The organism is Kribbella turkmenica, from assembly GCF_004348725.1.
GTDB classification, from domain to species: domain Bacteria; phylum Actinomycetota; class Actinomycetes; order Propionibacteriales; family Kribbellaceae; genus Kribbella; species Kribbella turkmenica.
The window spans coordinates 1-26,169 of sequence record NZ_SMKR01000108.1 but is presented as its reverse complement, the minus strand read 5'-3'; the positions used below and the strand labels follow the sequence as shown (position 1 = coordinate 26,169).

Sequence of the window (26,169 nt, the reverse complement as noted above, 5' to 3'; positions counted from 1 at the left end):
TATTTCATGTGTGCACCCACCACGGGATGTGCTTGCCCACGAGCGGATGGTCTATCGGTTGCTCAACCAGCGGATGGGGTCGCCGCTTGTCGAGGTCGGTGAAGCCCTCGTCGGCCAGTGCTCCGGTCAGCAGCGTGCGGGCGCGCGAGCAGTCGCCGTACGGTCGGATTGTCGCCGACACCTTCGACAGACAGTTCGATCGGTGCGTCGAGGCGCTCGTCAGGGAGAGTGGCGGCTCGTGTCATCAGTTCGCCGGCCAGCCACACGTGGTGCTCCACCATCCGCGTCAGCACATCCATCGGTCTCACCTTCTCCCTCGCCGGCGCGCGGATCCCGGCCGGCGGATGGAAATGAACGTTGCCGGGCGCACCGAGTGGGATCCGCGACGGTTGCCGCCGCCACGCAGCGGGTGCTCGGCCGTACGCCCGGCTGAACGCGCGCGTGAACGACTCGTGCGACCCGTACCCAGCCTCGACCGCGGTGTCGAGGATGGATGAGGTTGTCGTGAGCAACCGGTACGCCGTCCGCTCGCGCAACACCCGCCGCCGCAACCGCGCGGGCGGCTCACCAGCCGCGGCCGCCACCAGCCGGTCCAGCTGGAATCGCGACGAACCAACCCGCCGCGCAAGTTCCTCGCCATCCACGCCGACGTCGTCGAGCGCCCCGGTCAGCGCCCCGAGGAACTCGCCGAACACATCCGTCCCCATCACCCCATCGTCCCGCGCCCGGGGGTATCGCGCTTGACCGGATTTGCGGTCGGCGGCCCCACGGCGGAAGGTGGCGGGATGAGCCATGTGGTGGGTGTGGACATCGGGACCGGGAGTACGAAGGGGGTTCTGGTTGCGCTTGACGGGACTGTGGTCGCGGCTGCCCGGCGGGATCATGTGGCGGCGCTGCCTCGGCCCGGGTGGGTGGAGATGGACGCCGAGCGGGATTGGTGGGACGACGTCGCCGACGTACTGCGGGAGCTGACGGCCACGGGTGAAGAGGTCGTGGCGGTCTGTGTGTCAGGGCTCGGCCCGTGTGTCGTGCAGACGGACGAGGACTTGCGCCCGCGGCGGCCCGCGGTTCTGTACGGCGTGGACACCCGGGCGACGCGCGAGATCAGCGAGATCACCGAACAACTCGGTGCGGACGCGATCCTCGACCGGTGTGGGAAAGACCTGTCCAGCCAAGCGATCGGGCCCAAGCTGGCGTGGTTGCGGCGGAATGCCGGCCGGGACTGGCGACCGCGGGATCGGTGGTTCAGTGCGCATTCGTACGTCGTTGCGCGGTTGACGGGCGAGTGGATCCTCGACCACCACACGGCCAGTCAGTGCGATCCGTTCTACGACGTCCACGCGCAGGACTGGGCGACCGACTGGGTCGAGCAGGTGCTTCCCGGGCTCGCCCTGCCCAGGCTGGTCTGGCCGTCGGAGCAGGTGGGAGTCGTCCACGGTGCGGCGGCCGTGGCCACCGGGCTGGCTGAGGGAACGCCGGTCGTGGCAGGGACGGTCGACGCGTGGGCCGAAGCGTTCAGTGTCGGCGTACGACGTCCTGGCGACCTGATGCTGATGTACGGCTCCACGATGTTCTTCGTGCAGGTTCTGGCCGAACCGACGAGTGTCCGTGGGCTGTGGACGACAGTTGGTGTCGAGCCGGCGTCGCACACACTCGCCGCCGGTATGGCGACCTCCGGCACCATCACAACCTGGCTGCAGGACCTGACCGGTGGCGTGCCGTTCGAGACGCTCGTTGCAGAGGCTGCCGCGGTGCCTGCCGGGAGTGAGGGTCTGGTGATGCTGCCGTACTTCAGTGGTGAGCGGACTCCGATTTACGACCCGTTGGCGCGTGGCGTGATCGCAGGACTGACTCTGCGGCACGGACGCGCGCATTTGCTGCGAGCGGCGTACGAAGGGATCGCCTGTGGGGTGAAGCAGATCGTCGGCGCGTTCGAGGAGGCGGCCGGGCGGCCGGCGCGGATCGTCGCGGTGGGCGGCGGTACGCAGGGTGGGCTGTGGACGCAGATCGTCAGTGACGTGTGCGGGCTGGAGCAGCAGGTTCCGGCGCGGACGATCGGGGCGTCGTACGGCGATGCGCTGCTGGCGGCGATCGGCGTGGGACTCGTGCCGCCGGAGACCGACTGGGCTCAGCTGGACCACGTGGTACAGCCGGATCGGTCGACGGAGCCGGCGTACTCGACGTTGTTCCGGACCTTCACCGAGCTGTATCCGGTGACTCGTCCGTTAGTGCATCGGCTGGCGCGCTCGGCGCACTCCGGCGGCGAGCCGGAGTGATGGTTCTGGGGACAGCTACGGTGGGTGGCCGGTCTACCGGGGAGTGCAGCGTGTACATACCGACCGCGCAAGTCGTCGCCGCCGCCTTCGATCTCGGCAAGCCGGTCGGTGGACTCCTTCTGATCCGGCGCGGCGACACCGACACGTGGCGACTCGAGACGACGTCCGGCCGGTATTTCGTCAAGGGCTACTGGCCTACCACCGGTGGTCAATTCACGTCGGGCGGCCTGGTCGAGCAGTTGGCGGTGGCCATGCCGTTCGAGCAGCGGGCGATGGCGGCCGGCGTCGACCTCGCGGACCCGGTGCCGCCGGTCGAGCCGGAGCTCGGGTGGGTGACGCGGATCCACGATCGGCTGTTCCGTGTGTACGACTGGATCGAGGGGCGGACGGTCCGACCCGAGGACGACATCACCGAATGGCTCGGCCGGACGATGGCGATCGTGCACCAGCTGCAACCGGTCGGTGAGGTTGGCCTGCCGGATTGGTGGCGTACGGCGCTCAGACCGCGGGCCGACTGGGACGAGTGGTTCACCGAGGCGCGCCGGCGAGGAGAGCCGTGGTCGGAGGTGGCGTGGGAACGGTTGCCGCGGATCGTCGAGTTGACCGCGCGGATCGAGCAGCTGGGCGAGGTCGCGCCGGATCGCGTGATGACGCACGGGGATTTCAAGTCGCACAACATTCTGATGACCGCGAACGGTCCGGTGCTGATCGATTGGGACAGTGTGCGGTCGGACAGTGCGGCGATGGAGGCTGGGCGGATCGCGGAGATGTTCGGCGGCCGGACGTTGGAGGCTTACGTCGGGGCGGGTGGCGACGTCAGGTGGGCTGGAGAGGATCTGTATCTCGGCGTAGCTCGCGCTGAGCTGCAGCGCATCTACGAACGAGTGCTGGTACTGCTGGACCGCATGCCGGCGCCGCGCTGGATGGGCACTCGCGATGAGGTCATTGAGCAGCTTCGAGAGTCATTCGATCGGCTCGGGCAGTGGCGGGGCTGCCCGTGACAGCACGTGACGTAGGAGCGCGCGGAGCGGGCTGCGAGGATGCACGACGTGCGCCCGGGCGTTACGCGCGGAGGAGCGGCCGCGGGGAGCGGCCGCTCCTCCGGTGGAGCGTGGTGGCGACTACTGGATGTCGTCGTCCTGGCCGTCGAGGCCGTCGAGACGGTCCTTGGCGAAGTCGGTGCCCTTGTCGATCTTGTCACCGTGCTCGCCGCCGGTCTTCTCGTCGGCGAAGTCGCCGGCCTTGTCCATACCCTCGTTGACCTTGTCGCCGTGCTCGTCGACGGCGTCGGTGGCCTTGTTCTTCAGGTTGTCGAACATACCCATCGTGCTTCCCCGTTCTGTCGATGGTTGCTATGGACTACCTATCCGGACGTACCCGATCGCGCCGATTCCACACGCCTCGCCGTTGTCTTGTCCTGACATGAGCGTCAGCCGGTGAACGGGTTCCCGCCGGAGCCGAGGGCCGGGAGGATACTTCCGGCCAGGCGGAGGTAGGTGTGCCGCTGGAGCATCGGCCCGAAGGTGATCCGGGCGACGCCGAGACCGGTGAGCTCGGCAACCGACCGGTCGCCCTGGCCGTAGCTGACGTTGACCGGGCCGGGGATTTCCTCGACCAGGGTCTGGACCACGTCCGGATCGCCGGTCCCGATCGGGTACACGCAGTCGGCGCCGGCTGCGAGATAGCGGGCAGCCCGGTCGATGGCGGCCCGGAGTTGCTCGCCGGGCGAGCCCGCGGGGCGGATGAACGTGTCGACCCGGGCGTTGATCACCAAACCGGCGCCGGCGGCGGCGCGGACCGCGGCCAGGAAGTCCGCCTGTTCGGACGGATCGACCAGGGTGCCGGTCGACGGGTCGGAGTCCTCGAGGTTGAGGCCGACGGCGCCGGTCGCGGTGAAGCGCTCGACCAGTTCGGCCGGCGGGAACCGGTAGCCGCGCTCGAAGTCCACGGTGACCGGGACGGACACCGAGCGGGCGATCCGGGTGGCCGCGGCCAGGACTTCGTCCACGGGCGCCTGTTCGCCGTCGTCGTACCCGAGGATCGTGGCGGTGGCGAAGCTGCTTTTGGTCGCGATCGCGGGGAAGCCGGCCTGCTCGACCATCCGGGCCGAGGCCACGTCCCACGCGTTCGGCAGGACGAGAGGAGTGCCGGGCACGTGCAGGTCCCGGAGGGTGGTTGCCAATGACATCGAATGCTCCGTCTCAACGAGAGTGAACGAGGGGCAGCCCGAACGCCGGGAAGAGCGTGGGCTGGTGGAAGGCGAGCACGGCCGAGATCCCGGCCTTGGTCAGCGTGAGCACCTTCAGCGAATGAGCATGGAACTGCCCGTCCCGCCCGCGGATGTAGAGGGCGAACGCCGGCTGCCCGTTGGCAGACGTCTCGACCAGGACCCGCTGGTCCGTGCCGACGCTGAGTTTGGAGTCGAGCAGCCGCAGTACGTCGGTCCGCCCGTTGAACCAGGTCGGGATCGGCGGCATCTCCCACCGGGTGTCCGCGGTGAGCAGGCCCTCCAGGACGGCGAGATCCCTCGTCTCGAACGCGATCGAGAACTGGTCGAGCAGGTGTCGCCGGACCGGCTCGTCCGGTTCGCTGAGTTCGTCCTCGGCCGGCCGCAGCCGCGCTAGCTCGGCGCGGGCACGCTGCAGCGAGCTGTTGACGGCCGTCGTCGTGGTGTCGAGAAGACTGGCGACCTCGGCGGCCGGCCAGGTGAGCACCTCGCGCAGGATCAGTACGGCGCGCTGCCGCGGCGGGAGGTGCTGCATCGCGGCGACCATCGCCAGCCGCAGGCTCTGCCGGTCACCGACGACCGCGGCCGGGTCCGCGCCGAGCAACTGGTCCGGGAACGGCTCCAGCCAGGTCACCTCGAGCGCCTGCGGTTGGAGCTCGTCCGGATCGTTGCCTGGGGCACCGAGCGCGGACGGGACCATCCGCCGGCTGCTGTGCTGCAGGAGGGTCAGGCAGACGTTGGTGGCGATCCGGTAGAGCCAGGTCTTCACCGACGAGCGCTGTTCGAACCCCGCCTGCCCGCGCCAGGCCCGCAGGTACGTGTCCTGCACCGCGTCCTCGGCGTCGTGCAGCGACCCGAGCATCCGGTAGCAGTGCGCGACCAGACCCGCCCGGTGCTGCGCGAACTCCTCCTCGAGGTTCATCGCACCTCCTCCATCGCCCTGGGCACGACAGCCCCGCCGGTACGGCGCCGGGCGGTGATACCGAGACCTGCCAGCGCGCCGAGCAACGACAGTACGCCGCATCCCGCGAGGGCCCGGGTGAACCCGTCACCGCCGTACCCGCCCGCCGACACGAACACCGACCCGAGACCGGCGACCCCGGCCGCGCCACCGAGTTGCCGGGTCATGCTGTAGACGCCGGACGCGATCCCGACCGCCTCGCGCGGCAGGGCGCCCATTGCTGCACTCTGCGCCGCCGGCATCGCGAGCGAGACGCCGCACCCGGTGACCACAAGTGGTACGACGAGAGCGTGGTACTGCCCGCTGTTCCCGGCCGACCCGGCGACCCAGAACATGCCGACGGCCTGGAACGCCAGTCCGATCACCACCAGCGGGCGCTCGCCGACCCGATCGACGAGCCGGCCGGCGACCGGCCCGACCAGGAAGAGCGTGGCCGTCCACGGCAACAGTTGCAGACCGGCCGCGAACGGCGCCGAGCCGAGCATGGCCTGCATGTACTGGGACAGGAAGAACACGGCGCTGAAAAGGGCGCCACTGAGGAAGAAGCCGGCCGCGTTCGCTGCCGTGAACGTCCGGTCGCGGAAGAATCCGAGCGGGATCATCGGGTGCGCCGAGCGTCCCTCCCAGGCGCCGAAAGCGACGAGCAGGACGACACCGGCCGCGAACGAGCCGAGGACCTCGGCGCTCGTCCAGCCGGCGCTCTCGCCGTTGACGATGCCCCAGACCAGGCCGAGCACAGCGAGGCTGACGACGACGGCCCCGGCCAGGTCGAGCCGCCGGGACGGGCCTGTGCTCTCGCGGACGTTCCGCAGTACCAGTGGAATCGCGATCAGGCCGACCGGGACGTTGATCCAGAAGATCCACTGCCAGGCGAGTCCTTCGGTCACCGCACCGCCGATCATCGGACCGCCCAGGACCGCGATGCCGGTCACTCCGCTGAAGACGCCGATCGCCCGTCCTCGCCGTTCGGGCGGGAAGGCCGCTCCCAGGAGTCCCATGGCCAGTGGCATCACCACCGCGGCACCGACCCCCTGCACGGCCCGCGCCGCGATCAGCCACGGCAGCGAGGTCGCCAGCGCGCACGCCCCGGACGCGAGCGTGAAGATCAACAGTCCGCCCACATACGTCCGGCGCCGTCCCCAGCGGTCACCGATCGCGGCGGCCGTCATCAGCAGCATCGCGAAACTCAGCCCGTAGGCGTTCACCGTCCATTCGAGTTGGGCGGGCGAGGCGCCGAGGCCCGCCCGGATCGTGGTCAGCGCCGCGGCCACGACCAGGACGTCCAGCGCGACCATGACCGAGCCCACCGAGGCCAGCCCCAGCACCCACCGTTGCTCACGTGTACTTCGCACATCGGATCTCACCTGATGTAGACCGCGGGCGAGACCAGAACTCATCGCTGCGATGAGCGGTAATTCTCAGCCGGTCTGATCCGACCCGCCCACGGCCGGACCTGACGGCCGGTGTCGCCGCCGTCCTGCTCGCCGCGGCCGTCACCAGAGCGAGATGACAACCTTGCCGGAGATGTTCGAGTCCCGGGCGGTGGTGAAGGCCTCGGTCACCCGGTCGGCCGGGAACTCGTGGGTGATGACGCGGTCGAGGTGTGGATGGCTGTCGAGGAGCTCGACAGCGCGGTCGATCTCCTCGTTGAACCGCATCGTGCCCCGGAGCTGAAGCTCCCGGGAGATCAGCGGTGACAGGTTGACCGGGCGGGGCTCGTTCGGGGGGATCCCGACGAGTACGACCACAGCCGCGCGCCGGGCCGCGTCGAGCGCGCCGGTGATGGCCGCCGGCACCCCGGTGCACTCGAGGACGACGTCGAAGTGTCCGGACCGGACGTCCTGCCCACCGATCAGGACGGTGTCGTGCACGCCGAGATCCCGAGCACGCTGCAGCGGTCCCGGAAGGACGTCGGTCGAGACGACTTCGGTCGCCCCGAGGGCCAGCGCGGCCGCGGCGGTCAGTAGCCCGATCGCGCCCGCCCCGGACACGAGCACCCGCTTGCCCTGCACACCCCCGGCGATGGTGATGCCGTGCAGGCCGACCGCAAGCGGCTCGGCCAGCGCCGCGCGCCGCAACGGCAACGTCGCGGGGAGGATACGGAGCATGCTTCTCCGCACCAGCAGGAACTCGCTCATCCCGCCCTGAGTGTGCGGCCAGGTGGAGGCGCTGCCGAGGTAGGCGCCGTTCGGCCACAGGTGTGGGCGGTCCTCGATGCCCCGTTCGACCGTGCCGAACGTGGCCGGGTGAATGGTCACCGGTGTCCCGGGCGCCAGCTCACCGGACCGATCGAGGTCGACCGTGCCGGAGAGCTCGTGACCCGGAACCAGCGGTTCGCGGACGACGTACTCGCCGTTCGCGCCCTCGCTGTAGTAGTGCAGGTCCGAGCCGCAGATACCGCCGTACGCCATCCGCAGGCGCACCTGGTCAGGCTGCGGGTCAGGTGTGGGGAGCTCCGTCTCGACGAGCTCGAGCTTGCCCTGGATGACGACAGCCCTCATGGGTCTCCTCACGGTGGAACGGGTCAGGTCATCGGGATCATCGCCGCCGCCGGCAGGGTCGGGGCGGGGGAGCCGCCGTCGGGTTCGATGGTGAGACCGAAGGCGATCTTGCCGGTCGAGCCGTTGACGACCGTGGTCAGGTCACCGCCGGCCAGGCCGACGGAGTGCGCGGTCCGGTTCGGGTCGATCAGCCACAGCTGCCAGGTGCGGTCGGCGGGGAGCTCCGGCAGATCCCGCAGTACGACGACCGCCCGGTCGGCGCGTGCGGACACCACGACTGTGGCCTGACCGCCACCGTTGACCGGACCGTGGACAGTCCGCGCGTCAGGTTCAGCGAGTACGGCGGCGACGCGCTCGTTGGCCTGGACCGCCGCCTGCTTGTCGCGGTACTGGTCGATCGCGATCCCGCCGGTGGTTGCGACCGCGAGTGCCGCGGCGGCGAGCGCGAGCACCGACCGGCGGCCCAGGCGACGCCGGGCCAGCTCGTTCCTGCCGCCCGGGACGAGCGGCGGTACCTGGCGGATCTGCTCGATCGCGGACATCACGTCGGCCTTGAGCGCCGGAGGCGGGGGAGCCGCGACCTGGGTGGCCAGTCTGACCGCCGCCTCACGGAGCTCGGCGACCTCGGTGGTGCAGAAGGCGCACTCGGTCAGGTGCTGCTCGAAACGGGCTCGCTCGTCCGCGGGCAGTGCGTCCAGGACGAACGGGCCGGTGAGGGTGTGCACGTCGGATTCGGTCATGGCGGTCACCCCTTGCTGGTTCCGAGGCAGTCGCGGAGGCGGATCAGCCCGTCGCGCATTCTCGCCTTGATGGTCGGCAGTTTCGCATCGAGTCGCTGGGCCACCTCGGGATAGGTGTAGCCCCCGTAGTACGCCAGCTGGATCGACTCGCGCTGCAGGTCGGTCAGGGTGTCGAGGCACCGGCGTACCTGCTCCACCTCGAGCCGGGTGGTGACGGTGTCGGCGACCTGGTCGAAGTCCACCTCGGCCGAGCGGGCGCCGACCAGTTCGGTCCGGTCGGCCGCTGCCTGCTCGGACCGGACCCGGTCGACGGCCCGGCGGTGGGCGATGGTAAGGATCCACGACTGCGCCGAGCCGCGGGCGGCGTCGTACCTGGTCGCCGTCCGCCACACGTCGAGCATCACTTCCTGGGTCACTTCCTCGGACTGCGCCGGGTTGCGCAGGACCCGCCGTACCAGGCCGAACACCCAGGGGGCGACCCGGTCGTACAGCGTGCTGAACGCCGCCCGGTCACCCCGAGCGGTCCGGAGCAGCAGGTCGCCGTCACTGACCTCGCCCGGCCGGGTGCTGGACCCGGCCGGCCAAGGCAGCGGAAAGGGGTCGGGCATGATCAGGCAGCCGGCGGCATCAGGACCGAGTCGATCAGGTAGACCGTGGCGTTCGCGGTCTTCACGCCACCGCAGATGACCGCGGCGTCGTTGACCTTGAGGCTGTCACCCGAGCCGGTGACCGTGACTTCCTGCTTCTCCACAGTCACATGCTTGCCTACAACGGCCATCGGGTCGAGCTGACCGGGCACCACGTGGTAGGTCAGGATCTTGCTGAGCAGGGCGTCGTCGGTCTTGAGCGTGTTGACGGTGGCGGCCGGGATCTTCGCGAACGCCGCGTCGACCGGGGCGAACACCGTGAACTCGCCGCCGTTCAGCGTGGACACCAGGTCCACCTTCGGGTTCAGCTTGCCCGACACCGCGGAGACCAGCGTCGTCAGCAGCGGGTTGCCGGAGGCCGCGGTGGCCAGCGGGGCGGCGGCCATGCCGTCGATCGAGCCGGCCCCGCTCGGGTTGGCCTTCGCGTAGTCGGCGCAGCCGGGACCGACCAGGCCGGCGGCCATGTCCGTCGACGGTGTCGCGCTCGTGCTCGGGCTGGTGTTCTGGTTGGCGGGCGCGCCGGCCGCGCCGGAGTCGTCGTCGCTGCCGCAGGCGGTCGTGGCAAAGGCGAGGGCCAAGGCGGACAGGGCGATGCCGAGGTGCTTACGCATGACGGTTCTCTTTCTCGAAGGAGTTGCTGACACAGGTACTTCGGTGCGGCGGCACCGCCGGATGGGTCGGGTCACTCGACCATCACGACGGTGTTGTGCAGGCCGGACGACCCGTTCGGCCGCGGTGGGGCCGGGGCCGCCGTCTGAACGTTGCCGTCGGCATCGGTGGCCCGGACGGTGAGCTTGTGCGTACCGGGAGTGGCGGTCCACCGGAATCTCCACTGACGCCAGGTGTCGATCGTGTCCTCGGCGGCCAGGACGGCGGGCTGCCAGGGGCCGTCGTCGACCCGGACCTCGACCTTGGCGATGCCGCGGTGCTGGGCCCAGGCCACGCCGGCTGCGATCGCCGGACCGGCCTTGACGGTCGCGAACCCCTTCGGTACGTCGATCCGCGACGCCGTCTTGATCGGTGCCTCGACCGCCCAGCCGCGATCGGTCCAGTACGCGCTGAAGTCCTGGAACCGGGTCACCTCGAAGTCGACGATCCACTTGGTCGCGGACACGTAGCCGTACAGCCCGGGCACCACCATCCGGACCGGGAAGCCGTGGTCGAACGGCAGCGGTTCGCCGTTCATCGCGACCGCGAAGATCGCGTCCCGGCCGTCGGTGAGCGCGCTCAGCGGCGTACCGATGGTGAGACCGTCGATGCTCGTGGACTTCACCGCGTCGGCCCCGTTCCGGACGCCGGCCTCGGCCAGCACGTCGGCGACCGGGACGCCGATCCAGCGGGCGTTGCCGACGTACGGGCCGCCGACCTCGTTCGACACGCAGGTCAGCGTGATGTCGCGCTCGATCAGGCGGCGGTCGAGCAGGTCGGCGAGCGACAGCCGGAGCTCCTTGCCGACCATCCCGTGAATCCGCAGCTCCCAGTCCGCCGGATCGATCCGGGGCACCTCGAGCAACGTGTCGACGCGGTAGAACTTGCTGTTCGGGGTGACGAACCGGCTCACCCCGGGGACGTCGACCTGCGCGCCGGCCGGGACCGGGCGCGCGGCGTCGGCCGGGCGGGGCACGCGGACCTTGGCGCGCGCCGCCTCACCGGTGCCGAAGGTTGCGATCCGGGTGGTCGCGAACGCGCCGGTGCCCACCACGGCCAGCGCGGAGACGGTGAGCAGGAACCGGCGCCGGTCGAAGCCGTCGGGCTGCTCCGCCTGCGGCGTCCGCGCGCGGACGACCAGTGCCATCGCGACCACCGCGGCCACCAGAGTGGCGATGGCCGGCAGCAGCCGTTCGACCCCCGTAGCCGCCGAACGGCCGAAGCCGGCGAACACCAGCCCGGTCAGGCCGAGCAGGAAGGCGATGCCGATCGCGACCGGAGGCCGGCGGCGGCCGACCACGCCGGCGGCCGCGGCCACCAGCGCCAGGACCACGCAGATCCCCAGCCTGAGCAGCGGACGGTCCGCCGTACCCAGCTCCCGGACGGCGAAGTCCTTCACCGGTCCGGGCGCCCAGTCGATCACCTGCACCCCGACCGCATCGACCGGCCACGGTCCGCCGGTCACCGCTGCCACCAGGTACCCGATCGACAGTGCCGCGCCGGCCGCGATGACGCCGCCGGCGGCCGCGGTTGTGTGCTGACTCCACTTGTCGCGCATGGCAGTGGTTCGGTTCCGACGGCGCCACGGATGGGTGCTGGACCCCAGACAGACCGAAAGTCCGCGCGAGCGCGCTGCTGATCGGCGGTGCGCTCGAGGTCGGGCCGGGAAAGCTGGGCGGTGCGTCGGTGCGCCCGATGGTGCCGTTGGAGGCGGTCGGATGATCCGCATCCTGCTCGCCGACGATGTCGAACCCTGATCCCAGTCGGCGGCCCGGTCCGCCGTCAGCGCTCCGGGCGCTTGTCCACGCAGATCAGGGTCTGCTGGCCGGAGGCGACCAGCGACCTGTTCGCGCCCTGGACCCCGTAGACCTCGAGGCGGCACACGGTCAACGTGCGGCCGGAGCGCAGCACGGTGCCGATCGCCTCGAGGTGATCGCCCTCGGCCGGCGCCAGCAGGTTGATCTTGTACTCGACCGTCAGCACCGAGCTGTCCTCCGGGAACAGCGTGTACGCCGCATAGCCGCCGGCGCTGTCCGCGATCGCACTGGTCGCACCGGCGTGGAAGTACCCGTGCTGCTGTGTCACCTCCGGCCGGCACGGCAGGACGATGTGCACGCGCCCGGGCGCGATCTCCGCGAGCCGTGCACCGAGGTGGTGCATCAGCCCCTGCCGCTCGAAACTGTCCCGGACCCGGGCCTGCACCTCAGGTGTCGCCGCCTCCATGGCAAGCGACTGTACCCATTACCCGGTCGCAGCAGCGGTCGTCAGGCGCCGGCCGTGTCCAGCCGGTCGAGCTGCTCCGCGGGCAGCTTGATGTCGCTCGCGGCCAGGGCGGTCTCCAGCTGCTCCGGCGTCCGCGGGCCGATCAGCGTGACCAGCTCGGGATCGGTCCGGTGCAGGAGCCAGCTGATGACGAGCTGGTTCGGCGTGACGTCCAGCTCCGCCGCGACCTCGGTGAGTACGGCGAGCCGGGCGTCGGCGTCCGGGCCGGCGTACCACCGCATGACCTGGTGGCCGTCGCGCTTCGCCGGGTCGTCGTAGATGCCCTTGAGGATCGGGGAGTACGCGACCAGGGTCAGGTCGTCGTTGGCGCGCAGGTAGTCGGTCAGCTCGTCGTCGACGATCGACAGCGTGTCGGCGCCGGCCTTGGGGCGCAGGTAGGAGTGCTCCTCCTGAACGGCGACCGGCGCCGGCCAGCCGTTCTTCTCCGCCAGCGCGCGGACGCGTTCGAGCCGCCAGGTCCGCACGTTCGACCAGCCGATGTACCGCGCCTTGCCGGCGGAAACGATCTCGGCGAGCGCTCCCAGGGTCTCCTCGAGCCGAGTCGACCGGTCATCGACGTGGACGTAGTACAGATCGACGTGGTCGGTTCCGAGCCGGCGCAGGCTGTCGTCGATCGCGCGCCGCAGCGTGTCACCGCCGGCGCCGACCCACTGCGCGGCCATCGTCTCCCAGCTGCCGTCGCCCGACCGGATCGGCTCCGGGTCACGCACCCAGGCGCTGCCCTTGGTGGCGAGGAAGATCTCGTCCCGCTTGCCGGTCTTCGCCAGCCAGCGTCCGAGGAGTGCCTCGCTCTCGCCGCCGGTGTTGTCCGGGCCGGGCCACCACGCGTAGCAGTCGGCGGTGTCGATGAACGAACCGCCCGCGTCCAAGTAGCGTTCGAGCATCCCGACCGACGTCGGCTCGTCGGTCGACGTACCCATCAACATCGCTCCCAGCGCCAACTGGCTGACCTGGTCGCCGGTCCGGCCCAGCGGGATCTTCCGCATGCGCTTCTCCTCACGACTCTGTTCTCTGGTCGCAAAGGTACGGACGGCGTCGTTTATTCGTCCAATGCCGATACTCACGGCACTTCATGCGTACGACGTATCAACTGCTGGATTCGCCCGCCGAGCCAGGTCGTCCAGTGGGGTCGCGCTCGTCAGCCTCCTCTGACCGGCGCGGAAGCGCCTCGACGGGCGCGGCCTGGCACGACGATCTTCCGTCTCTTCTCAGCTGGCGACGGGGCGGGTCGGACCCGCTGTCGAACCGTCCTTCCCTCCGTTGTCCGTTCCGGCCTGCGCTGTTCGTCGGTTGGCAGGAGACAGTGAACGGAAGGAGCAGGACGGATGCAGATCGAGGTCAATGGTGTCGAGTTGTCCGTGGAGACCTTCGGAAACCCCGCCGATCCGCCGGTGCTGCTGATCGGCATCACCATGCTGAGCTGGCCGGACGAGCTGTGCGCGGCGCTGGCGGGACGGTACGTCATCCGCTACGACCTGCGGGACACCGGGCGCTCGACGTACGTCGACCCGGACGCGCCCGGGTACGACCTGCGCGACCTGGTGACCGACGCGTCCGAGTTGCTGACGGCGCTGAGGCTGGGCCGGACGCACGTGGTCGGCATGGGCGTCGGCGGCTTCGTCGCCCAACTGCTCGTGCTCGACCATCCCGGCCAGGTCGCGTCGCTGACGCTGATCTCGACCCGTCCGGTCGCACCCGGCCGCGTCGACGCCGACCTGCCCGATCACCAGCCGGACGTGATGAAGCAGGTGTTCGGGCGCCCGCAGCCGGACTGGACCGATCGCGACAGTGTGGTCGACTACATGACCGGGTCGGCGCGGCTGCTGGCAGGCACGCGGGGATTCGACGAGGACGACGTACGGGCGACGGCCGGTGCGATCTTCGACCGGGCCGGCCGGACGGCGAAGGCGCAGCGCGCGAGCCACGTGGGCAGCATCTTCGCGGCCGTCGACTGCCGGCCGCGCTGGCGCAAGCGGCTCGGCAAGCTGGCGGTCCCGACTCTCGTGGTGCACGGGGACGAGGATCCGTTCTTCCCGTACGGGAACGGGGTCGCGCTCGCCAACGAGATCCCCGGCGCCACGCTGCTTACGCTGCCCGGCGTCGGTCAGGGCGTGCCGCGCGTGACCTGGCCGACGGTCGTGGACGCGCTGTTGCGCCACACGTCCTGACTCAGCGCCAGTTGGTCCGATCGGCAGAATCTCCGGGGACCGGCGCGAAGGACTTCCGGCGGAACGACGTGCTCCCGAGGCAGTCACGTATGACGGGTTCAAGGCTGGCTGAAGGGTGCGGGGGACCGTGGTCATGTCGGTTCCACAGGAAGGGGAAGACCATGGACAGCGCGTACGCCGAGCAGGCGCCGAACCAGGAGCGGCCGAAGTTGCGGTTTCCGATGATGGCGAACGACCAGGGTGGCATCGGGGGCGTGCACCTCGGGGATGTCTGCCACAACCACGTGCTCACGGAGATCTACGCCGACTTCGACGGCGAGGGCCACCTCGTGGCTCTGCACACCCACGACATCGGCAGTTGCTGACCGCCTGATCCGGCGGCTTCGCCCAGCCGCCGGATCTGCTGTCCTCGTGGGTCGATGCGCGGGTGCTCAAATAGGGGCATGAGAGCGATGACGTACGCGCGGGCCGGGGATCCTTCGGTGCTGGGGTTGGTGGAGAGGGCGGTGAGTGAGCCGGGGCCGGGTGAGGTGCGGATTCGGGTGGTGGTGTCGGGGGTGAATCCGACCGACTGGAAGACGCGGAGCGGGGCGTTCGGTGGTGGGCCGGTGGAGGCTACGGTGCCCAATCACGACGGGGCCGGGGTGATTGACGCGGCGGGCCCCGGTGTGGACCATCTGGACGTCGGCGATCGCGTCTGGGTGACGCTGGCGGGCGACGGCCGGCCCGGTTCGGGCACTGCTCAGGAGTTCACCGTCGTCCCCGCCGCGCGCGTGTTCCCGCTGCCGGCGGGTGCGGACTTCGAGCTGGGCGCGAGTGTCGGCATCCCGGCCGTCACCGCACATCGGGCGCTGACGGTCGGCGACGACGGGCCGTCACGGCTGGAGCCGGAAGCTTTCTCCGGCCAGACCGTTCTCGTCGCAGGCGGCGCGGGTGCGGTCGGCAACGCGGCGATCCAGCTGGCCCGCTGGGCGGGCGCGACCGTGATCGCCACCGTCAGCCGCGAAGCGAAGGCCACGCTCGCGACGGCCGCCGGCGCACACCACGTCGTCAACTACACGGACGGGGACGCGGCCGACCAGGTCAGACGAATCGCCCCCGACGGCGTCGATCTGGTCGTCGAGGTCGCCGCGGGCGCCAACTCCGAGCTCGACCTCGGCGTACTCCGCCCGCGCGGCACGATCTCCGTCTACGCCAACGACGGCGGTACGCCGCTCGACCTCGACGTACGGCGGAACATGGGTCTGAACGCCCGCTACCAGTTCGTCCTGCTCTACACGCTCGGCTGGGACCGGATCGCGGCCGCAGCGGCCGACATCAACCGCGCGATCGAGGACGGCGCCTTCCGCGCCGGCGAGGACGCCGGTCTTCCGTTGCACCGCTATCACCTCGAGGACACCGGCGACGCCCACGCCGCGGTCGAGGCCGGAACCGTCGGCAAGGTGCTCATCACGGTCGCCGAGGGCTGAGCTCACCTAGCCGTCCTTCGCCGGGCGGCTCGACTCCCGGACGATCGGCTCGTGGGGGACGGTGTAGACCCGGGCCGGGTCGCGGTTGCTCTGGAACCTGCTGATGAGGGCCTCGAAAATCTTGTCCGCGAGGAGGTCCATGTCGGTGGCGACGCTGCTGAGGCTCGGGGTGAGGTAGCGGCCGTCGACGATGTTGTCCCAGCCGATCACGGCCACGTCGTCGGGGACGCGGACGTGGTATTCGGTGAAGGTGCGGATGGCGCCGCTTGCCAGCACGTCGCTCGCGCAGACGGCGGCGTCGATCTCGCCGATCCGGGGCAGCAGCTGCCCGGCCATCTTCGCGCCCGTCTCCCGGCTGTACCGGTGTCAAGAAGGCGGACTGGGCCGCACGACGGATCCTGGACCCGGCCGTCGACCCGCGGATCGGCATCTTCAGCCAGATCGGCGGGATCGCCCTGAACCTGAGGTCCTCCCCAAGGTGGCGATACTTTTGACCCGCTGAGGAGGACACGGACCGGCGGTCGGTCAGCAGGCGTAGGACTTGGCCCAGTGGTAGGCGTCCCTGGCCCTGGTGTCGCTGCCCCAGAACGCGCCGTAGTGGCACAGAACCGTCCAGGTCTGGGGGCCGACCCAGCCGTCGACCTTGGTGTTCGGGTGGTCCGCGGCACGGGCGGCACGCTGGATCTTGATGATGGCGTTCTTCGTCTGGTCGCCGTAGACGCTGTCGATGGCGATCGGCCCGGCCTCGCGACGGGCGGCGTTGCTGATGGACAGCACGTTGGCGATACTCTGGATGGCCTTGACACAGGTGCCGGTGCCGCCCGGACCGTAGACGTTCTGTCGGCAGGGTGCGGTGGCGGCCGACGCCTGACCGGCGACGACGGATCCACCGAACAGGACGGTCGTCGCCATCAGGACGCTGACGAGCTTCTGACGCATGGGGGTTCCTCTCAGATGAGCCTTCTGGATCGACGACCGCCTGAAGAGCTCGCGACGTCGATCGGGCGGGACCGAGGCTAGGCGTCGTGACTGTTGCCACGCTGCCCGTACTGCGCCCGTAGCTCGAGGAGGCGGAACCCACAGGCTCTGGCTATCGCCGCAGCCTGGGCAGCCGCGGCGGTTGCGGCGGTCTCGTCGCCGGTGGCGCGGCGTGCTGTGGACAACGCGAGCAAGGCCTCGGTCTCGAGGTACGGATAGGTACCGCGAGCAATCGCGAGGCAGTCCTCGATCCACTCGGTGGCGACAGGGACGTCGCCGAGCGTGAGGTGGGCCTGCGCGACGGTCGAGGCGGTCTGGGCCTGGGCCTTGCGGTCACGCACGATGAGCGCGAGGTGGTGGGCACGCAACGCCGTCCGCAGCGCCGCGGCCCCGTCTCCGCGCTGGCCGGACAACCGCGCCAGCTCGTCCAGCGTGGACAGTTCGCCGCGAAGGTACGAGCGGCGCCGGTAACCCTCCAGTACTTCGCAGAGCAGCGCGGAGGCCCGGTCCGTCGCGCCCAACTGCCGCAGGGCACTCGCCAGGTTGCCGCGGATAGAGAGCGTGGAATTACGCTGGCCGGTCGGGTTGATCCGCGATGCCGAGGCGAACAGGTCCGCTGCCTCCTGCAGTTCGCCCTGGTACAGGCGCGTCATCCCGAGACTGTTGAGCACGACGGCGCGTACGTGACCGTCCCGGTCGTCCTGGGACAGTTCGAGGGCCCGGCGGACCCACAGGTCCGCGTCGACGAGTTCGCCCCGCTCCAGTTGGAGCCAGCCGACCTGGTGGGCCAGGTAGGCAGCGGCTGTCGTCCAGCCGACGGCGACCGCCAGGGCGTGCCCGGCGAGGCCGTCGGCCAACGCGTCCTCGTCCCGTCCGACCGCCCCCAGAGCCTGGCCGCGATTGATCAGCATCGCCACCTTCGCGGTGTCGTCGGCGGCCGCCGACGCGGCCGCCAGACCGGAGCGTGCCGTCGGCAACCAGCCGTCGACGTCGCGCCGGATCAGGAAGTACCCCCGGAGCTGGTCCGCGATCCGCCAGGACAGGGATCGGTCGCCGGACAGCGCCGTGTCCGCGACGATCGCTTGGAGCGCGGACAGTTCGTCGTCGAGCCAGGCGAGCGCCTGGCGGTCCGAAAGGAACGAACCGAGCGGCCCGGCACGCTTCCCGAGTCGCACGAGATGCGGATACACCGAGTCGATCGCGCCCGTCACTGTGTCGGCGTACCAGGATCGCAGCCGGTGCCGCGCGCTCTCGCGTTCAGCGTCCTCCGCGACCAGCCGGCCGGCGTAGAGGCCGAGGAGGTCGTGGAACCGATAGCGGTTCCTGGTGTGCTGCAGAAGCATGTTCGCCTCGAGGAGGTCCTCCAGGAGACGATCTGCGGCGGCCGCCGGGACCCCGAGCAGAATCCCCGTGCTCTCGGCACTGAAGTCGTCGCCTGGGTGCAGGCTGCACAGCCGGAAGGCGCGCTGGGCGTCGTCACTCAGGTCGGCATAGCCGAGTCGGAAACTGTTGAGCACGCTGGATTCGCCCAGGCTGAGCTCGGTGAGCCGCCGGTTGCCGTCCTCGAGCCGACGGGCCAGGTCGGCGATCGTCCATTCGCGCCGAGTGGCGAGGCGGGCGCTGGCGATGCGCAGCGCGAGCGGGAGCCGGGCACACGCCTCGGCGAGAGCGCCCGCGGCGTCGGGATCCGGCCGCTGCGTTCCCGCGGTGGCGGCGATCAGCTCGATCGCGTCGTTCCGCGGGAGCGGCTCGAGGTTCACGACCCCTGCCGTGGCCAGGTCCGACAGGCGCCGACGACTGGTCACGATCACGTCGCTGCGCCCGGCACCGGGCAGCAGCGGCCGAATCTGGGCCGTCTCTCGGGCGTTGTCGAGCACCACCAGCATCCGGCGGTCCGCGAGCTCGCTTCGCAGCAGTGCGGCCGCTTCGGTCTCGTCGGTGCCGATCCGCCGGCCCGGTACGCCGAGCGCACGGAGAAAGCGGCTGAGCACCTGGAGCGGCTCAGGGGTCGTCGCGCCGCCGCCGCGCAGGTCGGCGTACAACTGCCCGTCCGGGTACTCCGTGCGGAGTCGGTGAGCGGCGGTCAGTGCCAAGGCGGTCTTGCCCACTCCGGCGATGCCGTTGATCAGGACGACACGGGAGGAGAGCGCGCCAGGCCGGCGGAGCGCGGTACGTATCGTCGCCAGTTCGTCCGCGCGGCCGACGAAGTCCGGCGGTGCGGACGGAGTCTGCTGCACGACAGCTCGCTGGTCCGGTTGGGCCGGCGATCCGGTCTGCTGCCGGAGAACTTCCAGGTGGACAGCACGGAGCCGTTCGCCCGGGTCGATGCCGAGCTGCTCGGCGAGCGCGGACCGGATCCCGTCGTAGGCGGCGAGCGCCTCGGCCTGCCGGCCGGCCTCCGCCAGCGTCTGGATGAGCTCGGTCTGCAGCGGCTCGTCCAGTGCGTTCCGGGTGGCGAGGTCTCGCAGTGGCCGGAGTGCCTGCTCCGGCTCGCCGAGGTCGCGTGACAGCGCAGCGAACGTCCGGACGGCGGCCGTGTACTCGTTCGAGACCGCCAGGTACAGCGGGTCGGACGCCAGCGCGTCGACGTCCGTCTCGCCGCGCCACAACGCCACTGCCACCGAGAGCTTCGCGAAGGCCGCCTCCGGATCCGCCCCCGCCGCCTGATCGGTGAGGTCGCGGAAGGTCAGCAGGTCGAGTTGAGACCTGCGCAGGGCCAGCCGGTAGCCGCTGCGACCGCCGACGATCACCGGATCGGGCGTGCCGACCTCCAGCAGCCTTCGCAGCCTGGCAATCCGGGTGTGCAGCAGATTCGTCGCGTTCCGCGGTACGTCGCGCGGCCAGAGGAGCTCGATGAGTGCGTCCCGGCTGACCGGCGTACCCGCGGCCAGGGCGAGGCGAGCAAGCAACGCCCGTTGCGGAGCGGAGTTGACAGGCACCGGAACCTCGCCGCGCCGGACCTCGAGCGGACCGAGCACGCCGATGCGTACCGGTCCCGGTGTCTCCGGATTCGAGGCGTGGTTGCGGGCTACCACCGCCACGGTCCGGCTCACATCGGCGGCGCCGTGCAGCGTCCCGGCCCGTCGCCGGCTCAACCCGAGAGCCTGGGCGATCGCTTCGATGGTCTCCGGCTTGGGGCTGCGGGTCCGGCCCTGCTCCAGGTCGCGGATCGCCCCGGCACTGAGGCCGGCCCGGTTCGCTAGTTCTCGTTGCGTCATGCCGCCGTTTCGGCGCAGGGTCCGCAGCAACTCACCGAAGCGTCGGTCCTTCTGCGGACTTCCGGGCACGGACGGCATCCTACGTACTGCGAGGGGTGACCGGGTACGCACCCGCCGTCCCGTTGCCATCGGCACCAAGCGCCGGGTATCGCCGAATCTGAACGCGTGGAAGAGTCGGCTGAGTTGCCTGAGGCAACCGGTTGGCTCACTCTGGGGAGGTGGACGTCGAGGCGGTGGTGCGGCTGTACGGACTGCCGCCGGAGCAATTCACCACAGCGCGCAACCGGATGGCCACCGAACTCAGACAGGCCGGGGACGTCGCGGAGAGTGCGGCAGTCAAGGCGCTGCGGAAGCCGACCGTGGCGGCCTGGCTGGCGAATCAACTGGTCAGGGCGGCCCCGGACCAGATCGCCGAACTGACCGAGTTCGGGGACGAACTGCGCGCAGTCGTCCTCGCCGGGGACGGCGCACAGTTGCGGCGTCTCACGCCACGTCGCCATGAGCTGGTGAAGCGCCTGGTCGCGACCGCCCGGGCCGAGGCGGCGACGACGGGACGCGTGCTCACGCCCACCGTGGCCGAGCGGTTGGCAGAGACCCTGGACGCGGCGCTGGTTGATCCAAGTGCCGCCCGGCTCCTGCGCAGCGGGCAGCTGACCAGCGCCTTGCGCCACATCGGCTTCGGCGTGGTCGACGAGAGCGGCGAACCAGTGACCGCGCGACCGCAGTCGACGAGGCGCCCCACCGAACCGGCTCGCAGGAAGCCGACGACCGACCACGCGGCCGCCCGTGAAGACGTCCGGAAACGAGCGTTGGAACGGCAACGCGCCGAGTTGCAAGATCGCCTGCAGGAGATCGAGACCGAGTACGTCGAAGCCGAGAACCGCCGCCGTACCGCCGAGGCAGAACTGGACGCCAACGAGCACCACATCGCCGACATGCAGACCGCTGTCGAACGACTCCTCAACGAACTCGATCAGGCCCGCCGCGAATTGGGCACCGCTCAAAGTCAGACCAGGAAACTGGAACGCGCCCTCACCCGCGCCGAGCGATCCGCGGCGGCGGCCCGGCGCCGCCGCGACGCGCAACAGGAACGACTGACTGCCTTCGGCAAGTGAACAGGGGTGGCGGCGGCAACAATGTTCGCTGGTCGAACCGTGCCTAGACCTCTCGCTGCTGGTGCGACCGGTACGTGAGGAGTCCCTCGATCCCCCGTAGGAACGTCTCGCGGACGGCGTCCGGGTCGGACAGGCAACCGGCCGCCATCGCGCCGTCCCGCAACATGACGAAGTGCCGGGCGGCGGGCTCCGGATCGGGTTTGCCGGTCCCGGCGAAGAGTTCGGTGATCGTGGCCAGAAACCAGTCCCGGTGCTTGCGGACCGCCTGATGGACCGGATGGGCGGCGTCCGGGTACTCGGCGGCGGCGTTCAGGAACGCACAACCCCGGAAACCGGGACGCTGGATGTCGTCGGCGATCGACTGCGCGACCGTCCGGATGATCTCGTCGGGGGACGCGTCCGGCGTCCGCGCGGCGGTCGTTCGTTCGCGGATCGCGTCGTCGGCCTGGGTCAGGTACGCGACGACGAGATCGTCCTTGCTCGGAAAGTGCCGGTACAGCGTGGCGCGCGTCACCGGTGCGGCGGCGATGATCCGGTCGATGCCGACGGCGTGGAGGCCATCGGAGTAGAACAGGGCGCCGGCCGTGCTCAGCAACCGCGTTCGCGCTTCCGACATCCGTCCGTCCCTTCGAGAACCTGGCGCCAACGGTAGCAGATAGAACGATCTGTCTTGACAGCTCCGTCGTCGGGCCGCACTCTTGGGTAGACCGATCGTTCTGTCTACCTATGAAGCATCGAAAAGAGGACTGTGATGTCGAGTTCGATCCAGGCCGGGCACCTCGGCACTGTGACCGCCGCAGCCGGACAGACCAGGGGTCTGCGGAACCTGTACTCCGTCCGCGCCGCCTTCGCCGTTCTCTGGGCGGGCCTGCTCGCGATCTCAGCACCGACGGTGAACCCGGTCAGCACGGCCCTGCTGGTGATCTATCCACTCTTCGACGTCGCCGCGGCGGTGATCGACGTCCGTACCTCTGGCGCCGCGCGACCGCGAGTGCCGCTGTACGTCAACATGGCGCTCAGCCTGCTCACCGCCATCGGCCTGGCCGTTGCCGTCACCTCAGGCATCCCGAGCGTTCTGCGGGTGTGGGGTGCCTGGGCGATCACCGCGGGCATCGTGCAGTTGACTGTCGCGATCCTGCGGTACTCGCTCGGGGGCCAGTGGGCGATGATCCTCAGCGGCGGAATCTCCACTGTCGCCGGCATCACCTTCGTTCTGCAGGCAGGCGGGGAGCGTGCGTCGCTCACCAATCTCGCCGGGTACGCGACGCTGGGCGGCATCTTCTTCCTGGTCTCGGCGATCCGCCTGCACCGCCGCCCTGCCGAGGCGAGGTGACCTGAGCCGACCCGTCGCACGTTTCCCGCCGGAACACTCGGGCACCCGGCAAGGACCGCGAGAAAGGTAGGACAGTGATGAGCCAACCTGACCAGGACGACTACCGCCCGACGGTCGACGACGTCGATCCGAGCGCGCTGGCGGTCAACTCGCTCGACGACAGCGTCCGGGTGTCGGCCGACCCGTCGGAGACCGAGGTCGTCGACTCCGCCGGCGAGACCGCCCGGGTCGACCAGGACTCCGACGGCGACGCCGTGCTGCCTCCGGGGGAGGAGCAGTAGGGAGCCTGCGGACCGGCGGCTCACGGAACTCACCACGGAAGGAAGTCGAGATGGACGACCCGCAGACCAGGCCGGTCAGTGATCCCGAGCGTGAGGGCTTGCCCGGCACCGCTGACGACGACTCCAGCGCGTACGACGACGTGGACTCCGCACGGATCGCGGACGGACCGGATCCGGCGGCACTGCCGGCCGACCGGCCGATGGCGTCGCTGGACTACGGCACCACACCGGCCGAGGCCCGAACGCCGGAACCACTGGACGACCGCCTCGACCGCGAGGAGCCCGACGTCACGCCGGACACCGGGGCCGCGAACGGCAGCCCGGACGACGATCCCGGCAGCACCGGAATCACCGCCGCTGAACAGCTCCCGGCCACCGACGACCCGACGGAGCTCCCTGCCGATGAACTCGTCGACAGCGACGAGTCCTCGAGCGGTGCCGACGACGGCTCGGCCGGCCGGCTGTTGCGACCCGACGAGGGCGCTCATCCGGATGAGGAAGGCACGGAGGTCGCCGCTGACACCGGCGCATCAGGCGGCGGTCTGTCGGCCGAAGAAGCAGCGATGCACCTCGACGAGTAACCGCTCGAGAAGGAGTTGGCCATGAGCACGACGCGAAGCGGCGAGCACACGATCGGCCCGGACGGCCTGCCGGAACTGCGAATCACCCGCACGCTCGCCTGCGGACCGGCTGAGCTCTGGAGCGCGGTGACCACGCCGGACGTCCTCGAGCTGTGGTTCGGGGACGTCCGGCTGACCGAGGACCACTTCGGCCAGTTCGAGATCACGGCAGGTCCGATGGCTGGTGTCAGCGGGATGACGCTCGTCTGTCAACCGCCGCACACCTACCAGGTGACCTGGGACGAGCCGCACGGTACGCCGACCAAACTCCAGGTCGAGGTGGTCGAGTCTCCCCGGGGATGTGAGCTCGTGCTGACGCATCGCGGTCTCTCGACCAGCCGCGCGTCCGACTACGAGTCGCGGTGGAGCACGCAGCTCGACCAGCTCGCGTCGTACGCCGAACGAGGACCCAGAGCCGAGCACCCAGCCTCCTGAAGTCAACCCGGCCGGTGCTGTTTGCTGGGGCGGCGCGCGGGTACGGCGGGGCCTGGCCCGCTGAGGAGCGCCCGCCACCGTGTGCTCTTCCAGCGACCGCGTTCGTGTCGAGCCGGGGGTTCTCATGACTTCATGGGGTTGGTGCACAGCCATCGGATACGTCCCGGGAACCGGTGACGTCGCCTTCCTCATCGTGCAACCGCCGGCCGATGATCCGCTGCGCGCGGCCGGCTGCCCGCCACTGTCACCCGAGGCACTGTCGACCGGGTCATGGGCGCGGGCGTCAGGTCTCATCATCTACACGGTCGGCACGCTCGTGACGAGGCTGCAGTCGCAGCTGGAGGACATCTACCCGCTCTGCGCCCTGGACGTCTCGCCGCGGTGGCGTGCGATCACCCGCCGGACCGGCGGTGCGCTGCTCCTCCTGGTTTCGCCCGCCATCTCCGTTCCGGTCAGCCCGGACGGACGGCTGGTCGACCGCCTGTTCTCCCAGGCCGCCGACGGTCAGGTGCACGGCGGCCTGATCGAGGTGCTCCCGGATCCGATGATGAACTGAAGGTCCCGTCCCTGCTGTGGGCCGTGCCGCGCGCTACTTCTGGCGTTCGTTGGTGGTGCTGATGAGTTGTTCGGCGATGGTGCGGAGTTTGAGGTTGCCGTGCTGGGACAGGCGGGTGAGGAACGCGAAGGCGCGGTCGTCGGTGAGGTGGTAGCGCTCCATCACGATGCCGACGGCCTGGCCGATCATGCCGCGGGTGCGGACGGCGTCGCGGAGGTTCTGGATCTCCCGGGCGTAGTCGATGGCGATGGCGGACTGGTGCTGGAACAGGGCCGCGAGGACGCCGAGGTCGGCGAAGGCGCCGACCCGGGGTGAGTAGAGGTTGAGTGCGCCGCGGGACCTGGGGGCGTCGAAGAGGCGGATGCCCGCCTGGGCGTTGAGTCCGGCGGCGTCGGCGGTGGCGGCGTAACGGGGGAAGCGCCGGTCGTGCGCGAGGTCGGGGGACACGACGTGCACGGTGTCGGCGGCGGCCTCGTAGCAGGGTCCCTCCTGGAGTTCGTACTGGGTGGCGTCGATGCTCCAGAGCACGTCGTCGGTGGGGGCGACGGTCTCGAGTTTGCCGTCGGCGTGCAGGACGGTGATGCTGGCGTACTCGACCTGCGGCAGCACTTCGACCGCCGCGTGGGTGATCCGGCTGAGCGTGTGGTCGAGATCGCCCGGCGTCAGCGACCTCGACATCCCTTGCATGAGCTCGAGAAGTCTCTGGTCGTCCATGCCGCTTCGGTACCCAGTCTCGTGCAGCCCACCCGGGTCCGGACGTGGGACGGGCGGGCGCCCGGCCGATCCGGATCCCGGCCGGGCGCATGTGGCGGGTCGGGGTGGGTACCAGCGCCCGGACTTCCCGGACAGAGAGGCTGCTCATGGTCACGGTCGATCGACGCGCCGCACAGACCTCCGCGATGACAGCTCGCCGGCCGCTCGGACGTGCGGCGGTGCGGATCCTCACCACCACGGATCACAAGCTGATCGGTTATCTCTACCTGGCCACCTCGTTCGCGTTCTTCCTGATCGCGGGTGTGATGGCGCTGGTCATCCGCGCCGAGCTCGCGGCGCCGGGCCTGCAGATGGTGAACGAAGAGGTCTACAACCAGATGTTCACCATGCACGGCACGATCATGCTGCTGCTGTTCGCGACGCCGCTGTTCGTCGGCTTCGCGAACGTGATCATGCCGGTGCAGATCGGCGCCCCCGACGTCGCGTTTCCGCGGCTCAACATGTTCAGCTACTGGCTGTTCCTGTTCGGCGGGCTGATCGCGTCGGCCGGTTTCCTGACCCCGGAAGGCGCTCCCGACTTCGGCTGGACGGCGTACACGCCGCTGTCCGACGACACCAGGTCGCCCGGTGTCGGCGCCGATCTGTGGATCATGGGCCTGTGGATGGCCGGTCTGGGCACGATCCTGGGTGCGGTCAACTTCGTCACCACGATCATCACCATGCGGGCTCCGGGGATGACGATGTTCCGGATGCCGATCTTCACCTGGAACATCCTGGTCACGTCGATCCTGGTGCTGATCGCGTTCCCGATCCTGGCCGGCGCGCTGCTGATGCTGGAGGCGGATCGAGCACTCGGGGCGCACGTCTTCGACGCGGCCAACGGCGGGCCGCTGTTGTGGCAGCACCTGTTCTGGTTCTTCGGCCATCCCGAGGTCTACATCATCGCGCTGCCGTTCTTCGGCATCATCACCGAGATCCTTCCGGTCTTCAGCCGCAAGC

At 70.0% G+C, this 26,169-nt stretch carries 29 protein-coding genes; 12 read left to right on the top strand and 17 right to left on the bottom strand.

The features are described 5' to 3' along the window. Positions 1-62: 62 nt before the first annotated feature. Positions 63-707, bottom strand: a complete 645-nt coding sequence (locus tag E1218_RS23195; protein WP_165949386.1) for a helix-turn-helix domain-containing protein — start codon at positions 705-707, stop codon at positions 63-65. Positions 708-785: 78 nt separating this feature from the next. Here E1218_RS23195 and E1218_RS23190 point away from each other — a divergent pair, with 78 nt between their 5' ends. Both E1218_RS23190 and E1218_RS23185 read left to right on the top strand, forming a co-directional pair. Then, positions 786-2,276 (top strand): FGGY-family carbohydrate kinase, encoded by a 1,491-nt coding sequence (locus E1218_RS23190; RefSeq protein WP_132323546.1) that lies wholly within the window; start codon positions 786-788, stop codon positions 2,274-2,276. A gap of 50 nt (positions 2,277-2,326) precedes the next feature. Beyond that, positions 2,327-3,277 (top strand): phosphotransferase enzyme family protein, encoded by a 951-nt coding sequence (locus tag E1218_RS23185; protein WP_165949385.1) that lies wholly within the window; start codon positions 2,327-2,329, stop codon positions 3,275-3,277. A gap of 120 nt (positions 3,278-3,397) precedes the next feature. On the opposite strand, the gene E1218_RS23180 is transcribed toward E1218_RS23185, so the two are convergent. The 11 genes from E1218_RS23180 to E1218_RS23130 all read right to left on the bottom strand — a co-directional run bounded on the left by E1218_RS23180 (position 3,398) and on the right by E1218_RS23130 (position 13,269). Further along, the gene (locus tag E1218_RS23180; RefSeq protein ID WP_132323542.1) at positions 3,398-3,601 is read right to left on the bottom strand and encodes an antitoxin; all 204 of its coding nucleotides are present in this window, start codon (positions 3,599-3,601) and stop codon (positions 3,398-3,400) included. Positions 3,602-3,705: 104 nt separating this feature from the next. Further along, a complete protein-coding gene (locus E1218_RS23175; RefSeq protein WP_132323540.1) occupies positions 3,706-4,464 on the bottom strand; it encodes an isocitrate lyase/PEP mutase family protein in 759 nt (252 codons plus the stop codon). Positions 4,465-4,477: 13 nt separating this feature from the next. Continuing rightward, the gene (locus E1218_RS23170; RefSeq protein ID WP_132323538.1) at positions 4,478-5,425 is read right to left on the bottom strand and encodes a sigma-70 family RNA polymerase sigma factor; all 948 of its coding nucleotides are present in this window, start codon (positions 5,423-5,425) and stop codon (positions 4,478-4,480) included. Continuing rightward, complete coding sequence (locus E1218_RS23165) at positions 5,422-6,816, bottom strand: DHA2 family efflux MFS transporter permease subunit (protein WP_233712403.1); 1,395 nt, start codon at positions 6,814-6,816, stop codon at positions 5,422-5,424. Before E1218_RS23165 ends, E1218_RS23170 begins: the two co-directional genes overlap by 4 nt. A gap of 141 nt (positions 6,817-6,957) precedes the next feature. Further along, the gene (locus E1218_RS23160; RefSeq protein ID WP_132323534.1) at positions 6,958-7,965 is read right to left on the bottom strand and encodes a zinc-binding dehydrogenase; all 1,008 of its coding nucleotides are present in this window, start codon (positions 7,963-7,965) and stop codon (positions 6,958-6,960) included. A gap of 23 nt (positions 7,966-7,988) precedes the next feature. After that, on the bottom strand, positions 7,989-8,705 hold the full coding sequence (locus E1218_RS23155; protein ID WP_132323533.1) for an anti-sigma factor: 717 nt from the start codon (positions 8,703-8,705) through the stop codon (positions 7,989-7,991). A gap of 5 nt (positions 8,706-8,710) precedes the next feature. Continuing rightward, positions 8,711-9,313, bottom strand: coding sequence for a sigma-70 family RNA polymerase sigma factor (locus E1218_RS23150; RefSeq protein ID WP_132323531.1), 603 nt, complete (start codon positions 9,311-9,313; stop codon positions 8,711-8,713). A 2-nt stretch (positions 9,314-9,315) separates the two neighbouring features. Continuing rightward, positions 9,316-9,963 carry a fasciclin domain-containing protein gene (locus E1218_RS23145; protein ID WP_132323529.1) on the bottom strand — a complete coding sequence of 216 codons (648 nt, stop codon included), beginning with the start codon at positions 9,961-9,963 and terminating at the stop codon, positions 9,316-9,318. A 71-nt stretch (positions 9,964-10,034) separates the two neighbouring features. After that, positions 10,035-11,558, bottom strand: a complete 1,524-nt coding sequence (locus tag E1218_RS23140; RefSeq protein ID WP_132323527.1) for a molybdopterin-dependent oxidoreductase — start codon at positions 11,556-11,558, stop codon at positions 10,035-10,037. Between the two features lie 224 nt (positions 11,559-11,782). Next, positions 11,783-12,223, bottom strand: a complete 441-nt coding sequence (locus tag E1218_RS23135; RefSeq protein WP_132323525.1) for a PaaI family thioesterase — start codon at positions 12,221-12,223, stop codon at positions 11,783-11,785. Between the two features lie 41 nt (positions 12,224-12,264). Then, on the bottom strand, positions 12,265-13,269 hold the full coding sequence (locus tag E1218_RS23130) for an aldo/keto reductase (protein ID WP_132323523.1): 1,005 nt from the start codon (positions 13,267-13,269) through the stop codon (positions 12,265-12,267). A gap of 339 nt (positions 13,270-13,608) precedes the next feature. Between E1218_RS23130 and E1218_RS23125 the strand changes: the two genes are divergently transcribed. From E1218_RS23125 to E1218_RS23115, 3 genes are all read left to right on the top strand, one after another. Further along, entirely contained in the window at positions 13,609-14,451 is an 843-nt protein-coding gene (locus tag E1218_RS23125) for an alpha/beta fold hydrolase (RefSeq protein ID WP_132323521.1), read from the top strand. Between the two features lie 161 nt (positions 14,452-14,612). Then, positions 14,613-14,816 (top strand): hypothetical protein, encoded by a 204-nt coding sequence (locus E1218_RS23120; RefSeq protein ID WP_132323519.1) that lies wholly within the window; start codon positions 14,613-14,615, stop codon positions 14,814-14,816. Positions 14,817-14,870: 54 nt separating this feature from the next. Continuing rightward, a complete protein-coding gene (locus E1218_RS23115) occupies positions 14,871-15,920 on the top strand; it encodes an NADPH:quinone reductase (protein ID WP_325052857.1) in 1,050 nt (349 codons plus the stop codon). A 6-nt stretch (positions 15,921-15,926) separates the two neighbouring features. Here E1218_RS23115 and E1218_RS23110 read toward each other — a convergent pair whose 3' ends face one another. The 3 genes from E1218_RS23110 to E1218_RS23100 all read right to left on the bottom strand — a co-directional run bounded on the left by E1218_RS23110 (position 15,927) and on the right by E1218_RS23100 (position 20,185). After that, entirely contained in the window at positions 15,927-16,256 is a 330-nt protein-coding gene (locus tag E1218_RS23110) for a substrate-binding domain-containing protein (RefSeq protein WP_132323515.1), read from the bottom strand. Between the two features lie 189 nt (positions 16,257-16,445). Further along, positions 16,446-16,859, bottom strand: coding sequence for a peptidoglycan-binding domain-containing protein (locus tag E1218_RS23105; protein ID WP_132323513.1), 414 nt, complete (start codon positions 16,857-16,859; stop codon positions 16,446-16,448). Between the two features lie 77 nt (positions 16,860-16,936). Then, complete coding sequence (locus E1218_RS23100) at positions 16,937-20,185, bottom strand: BTAD domain-containing putative transcriptional regulator (protein ID WP_165949383.1); 3,249 nt, start codon at positions 20,183-20,185, stop codon at positions 16,937-16,939. Between the two features lie 290 nt (positions 20,186-20,475). Here E1218_RS23100 and E1218_RS23095 point away from each other — a divergent pair, with 290 nt between their 5' ends. Next, complete coding sequence (locus tag E1218_RS23095) at positions 20,476-21,231, top strand: hypothetical protein (protein ID WP_132323509.1); 756 nt, start codon at positions 20,476-20,478, stop codon at positions 21,229-21,231. Between the two features lie 43 nt (positions 21,232-21,274). Here E1218_RS23095 and E1218_RS23090 read toward each other — a convergent pair whose 3' ends face one another. Then, positions 21,275-21,847, bottom strand: a complete 573-nt coding sequence (locus E1218_RS23090; protein WP_132323507.1) for a TetR/AcrR family transcriptional regulator — start codon at positions 21,845-21,847, stop codon at positions 21,275-21,277. Between the two features lie 135 nt (positions 21,848-21,982). Between E1218_RS23090 and E1218_RS23085 the strand changes: the two genes are divergently transcribed. From E1218_RS23085 to E1218_RS23065, 5 genes are all read left to right on the top strand, one after another. After that, on the top strand, positions 21,983-22,564 hold the full coding sequence (locus E1218_RS23085; RefSeq protein ID WP_132323505.1) for a hypothetical protein: 582 nt from the start codon (positions 21,983-21,985) through the stop codon (positions 22,562-22,564). A 77-nt stretch (positions 22,565-22,641) separates the two neighbouring features. Continuing rightward, positions 22,642-22,845, top strand: coding sequence for a hypothetical protein (locus E1218_RS23080; protein WP_132323503.1), 204 nt, complete (start codon positions 22,642-22,644; stop codon positions 22,843-22,845). A 50-nt stretch (positions 22,846-22,895) separates the two neighbouring features. Next, on the top strand, positions 22,896-23,426 hold the full coding sequence (locus E1218_RS23075; protein ID WP_132323501.1) for a DUF5709 domain-containing protein: 531 nt from the start codon (positions 22,896-22,898) through the stop codon (positions 23,424-23,426). Between the two features lie 21 nt (positions 23,427-23,447). After that, positions 23,448-23,900, top strand: a complete 453-nt coding sequence (locus E1218_RS23070) for an SRPBCC domain-containing protein (protein WP_132323499.1) — start codon at positions 23,448-23,450, stop codon at positions 23,898-23,900. Between the two features lie 124 nt (positions 23,901-24,024). Further along, entirely contained in the window at positions 24,025-24,456 is a 432-nt protein-coding gene (locus tag E1218_RS23065) for a hypothetical protein (RefSeq protein ID WP_132323497.1), read from the top strand. Between the two features lie 33 nt (positions 24,457-24,489). Here E1218_RS23065 and E1218_RS23060 read toward each other — a convergent pair whose 3' ends face one another. Further along, complete coding sequence (locus tag E1218_RS23060; RefSeq protein WP_132323495.1) at positions 24,490-25,170, bottom strand: GAF and ANTAR domain-containing protein; 681 nt, start codon at positions 25,168-25,170, stop codon at positions 24,490-24,492. Between the two features lie 185 nt (positions 25,171-25,355). On the opposite strand from E1218_RS23060, the gene E1218_RS23055 reads away from it, so the two are divergent. Continuing rightward, positions 25,356-26,169 (top strand): cytochrome c oxidase subunit I (locus E1218_RS23055; protein ID WP_233712402.1); only part of this gene is annotated, 814 nt, incomplete at its 3' end.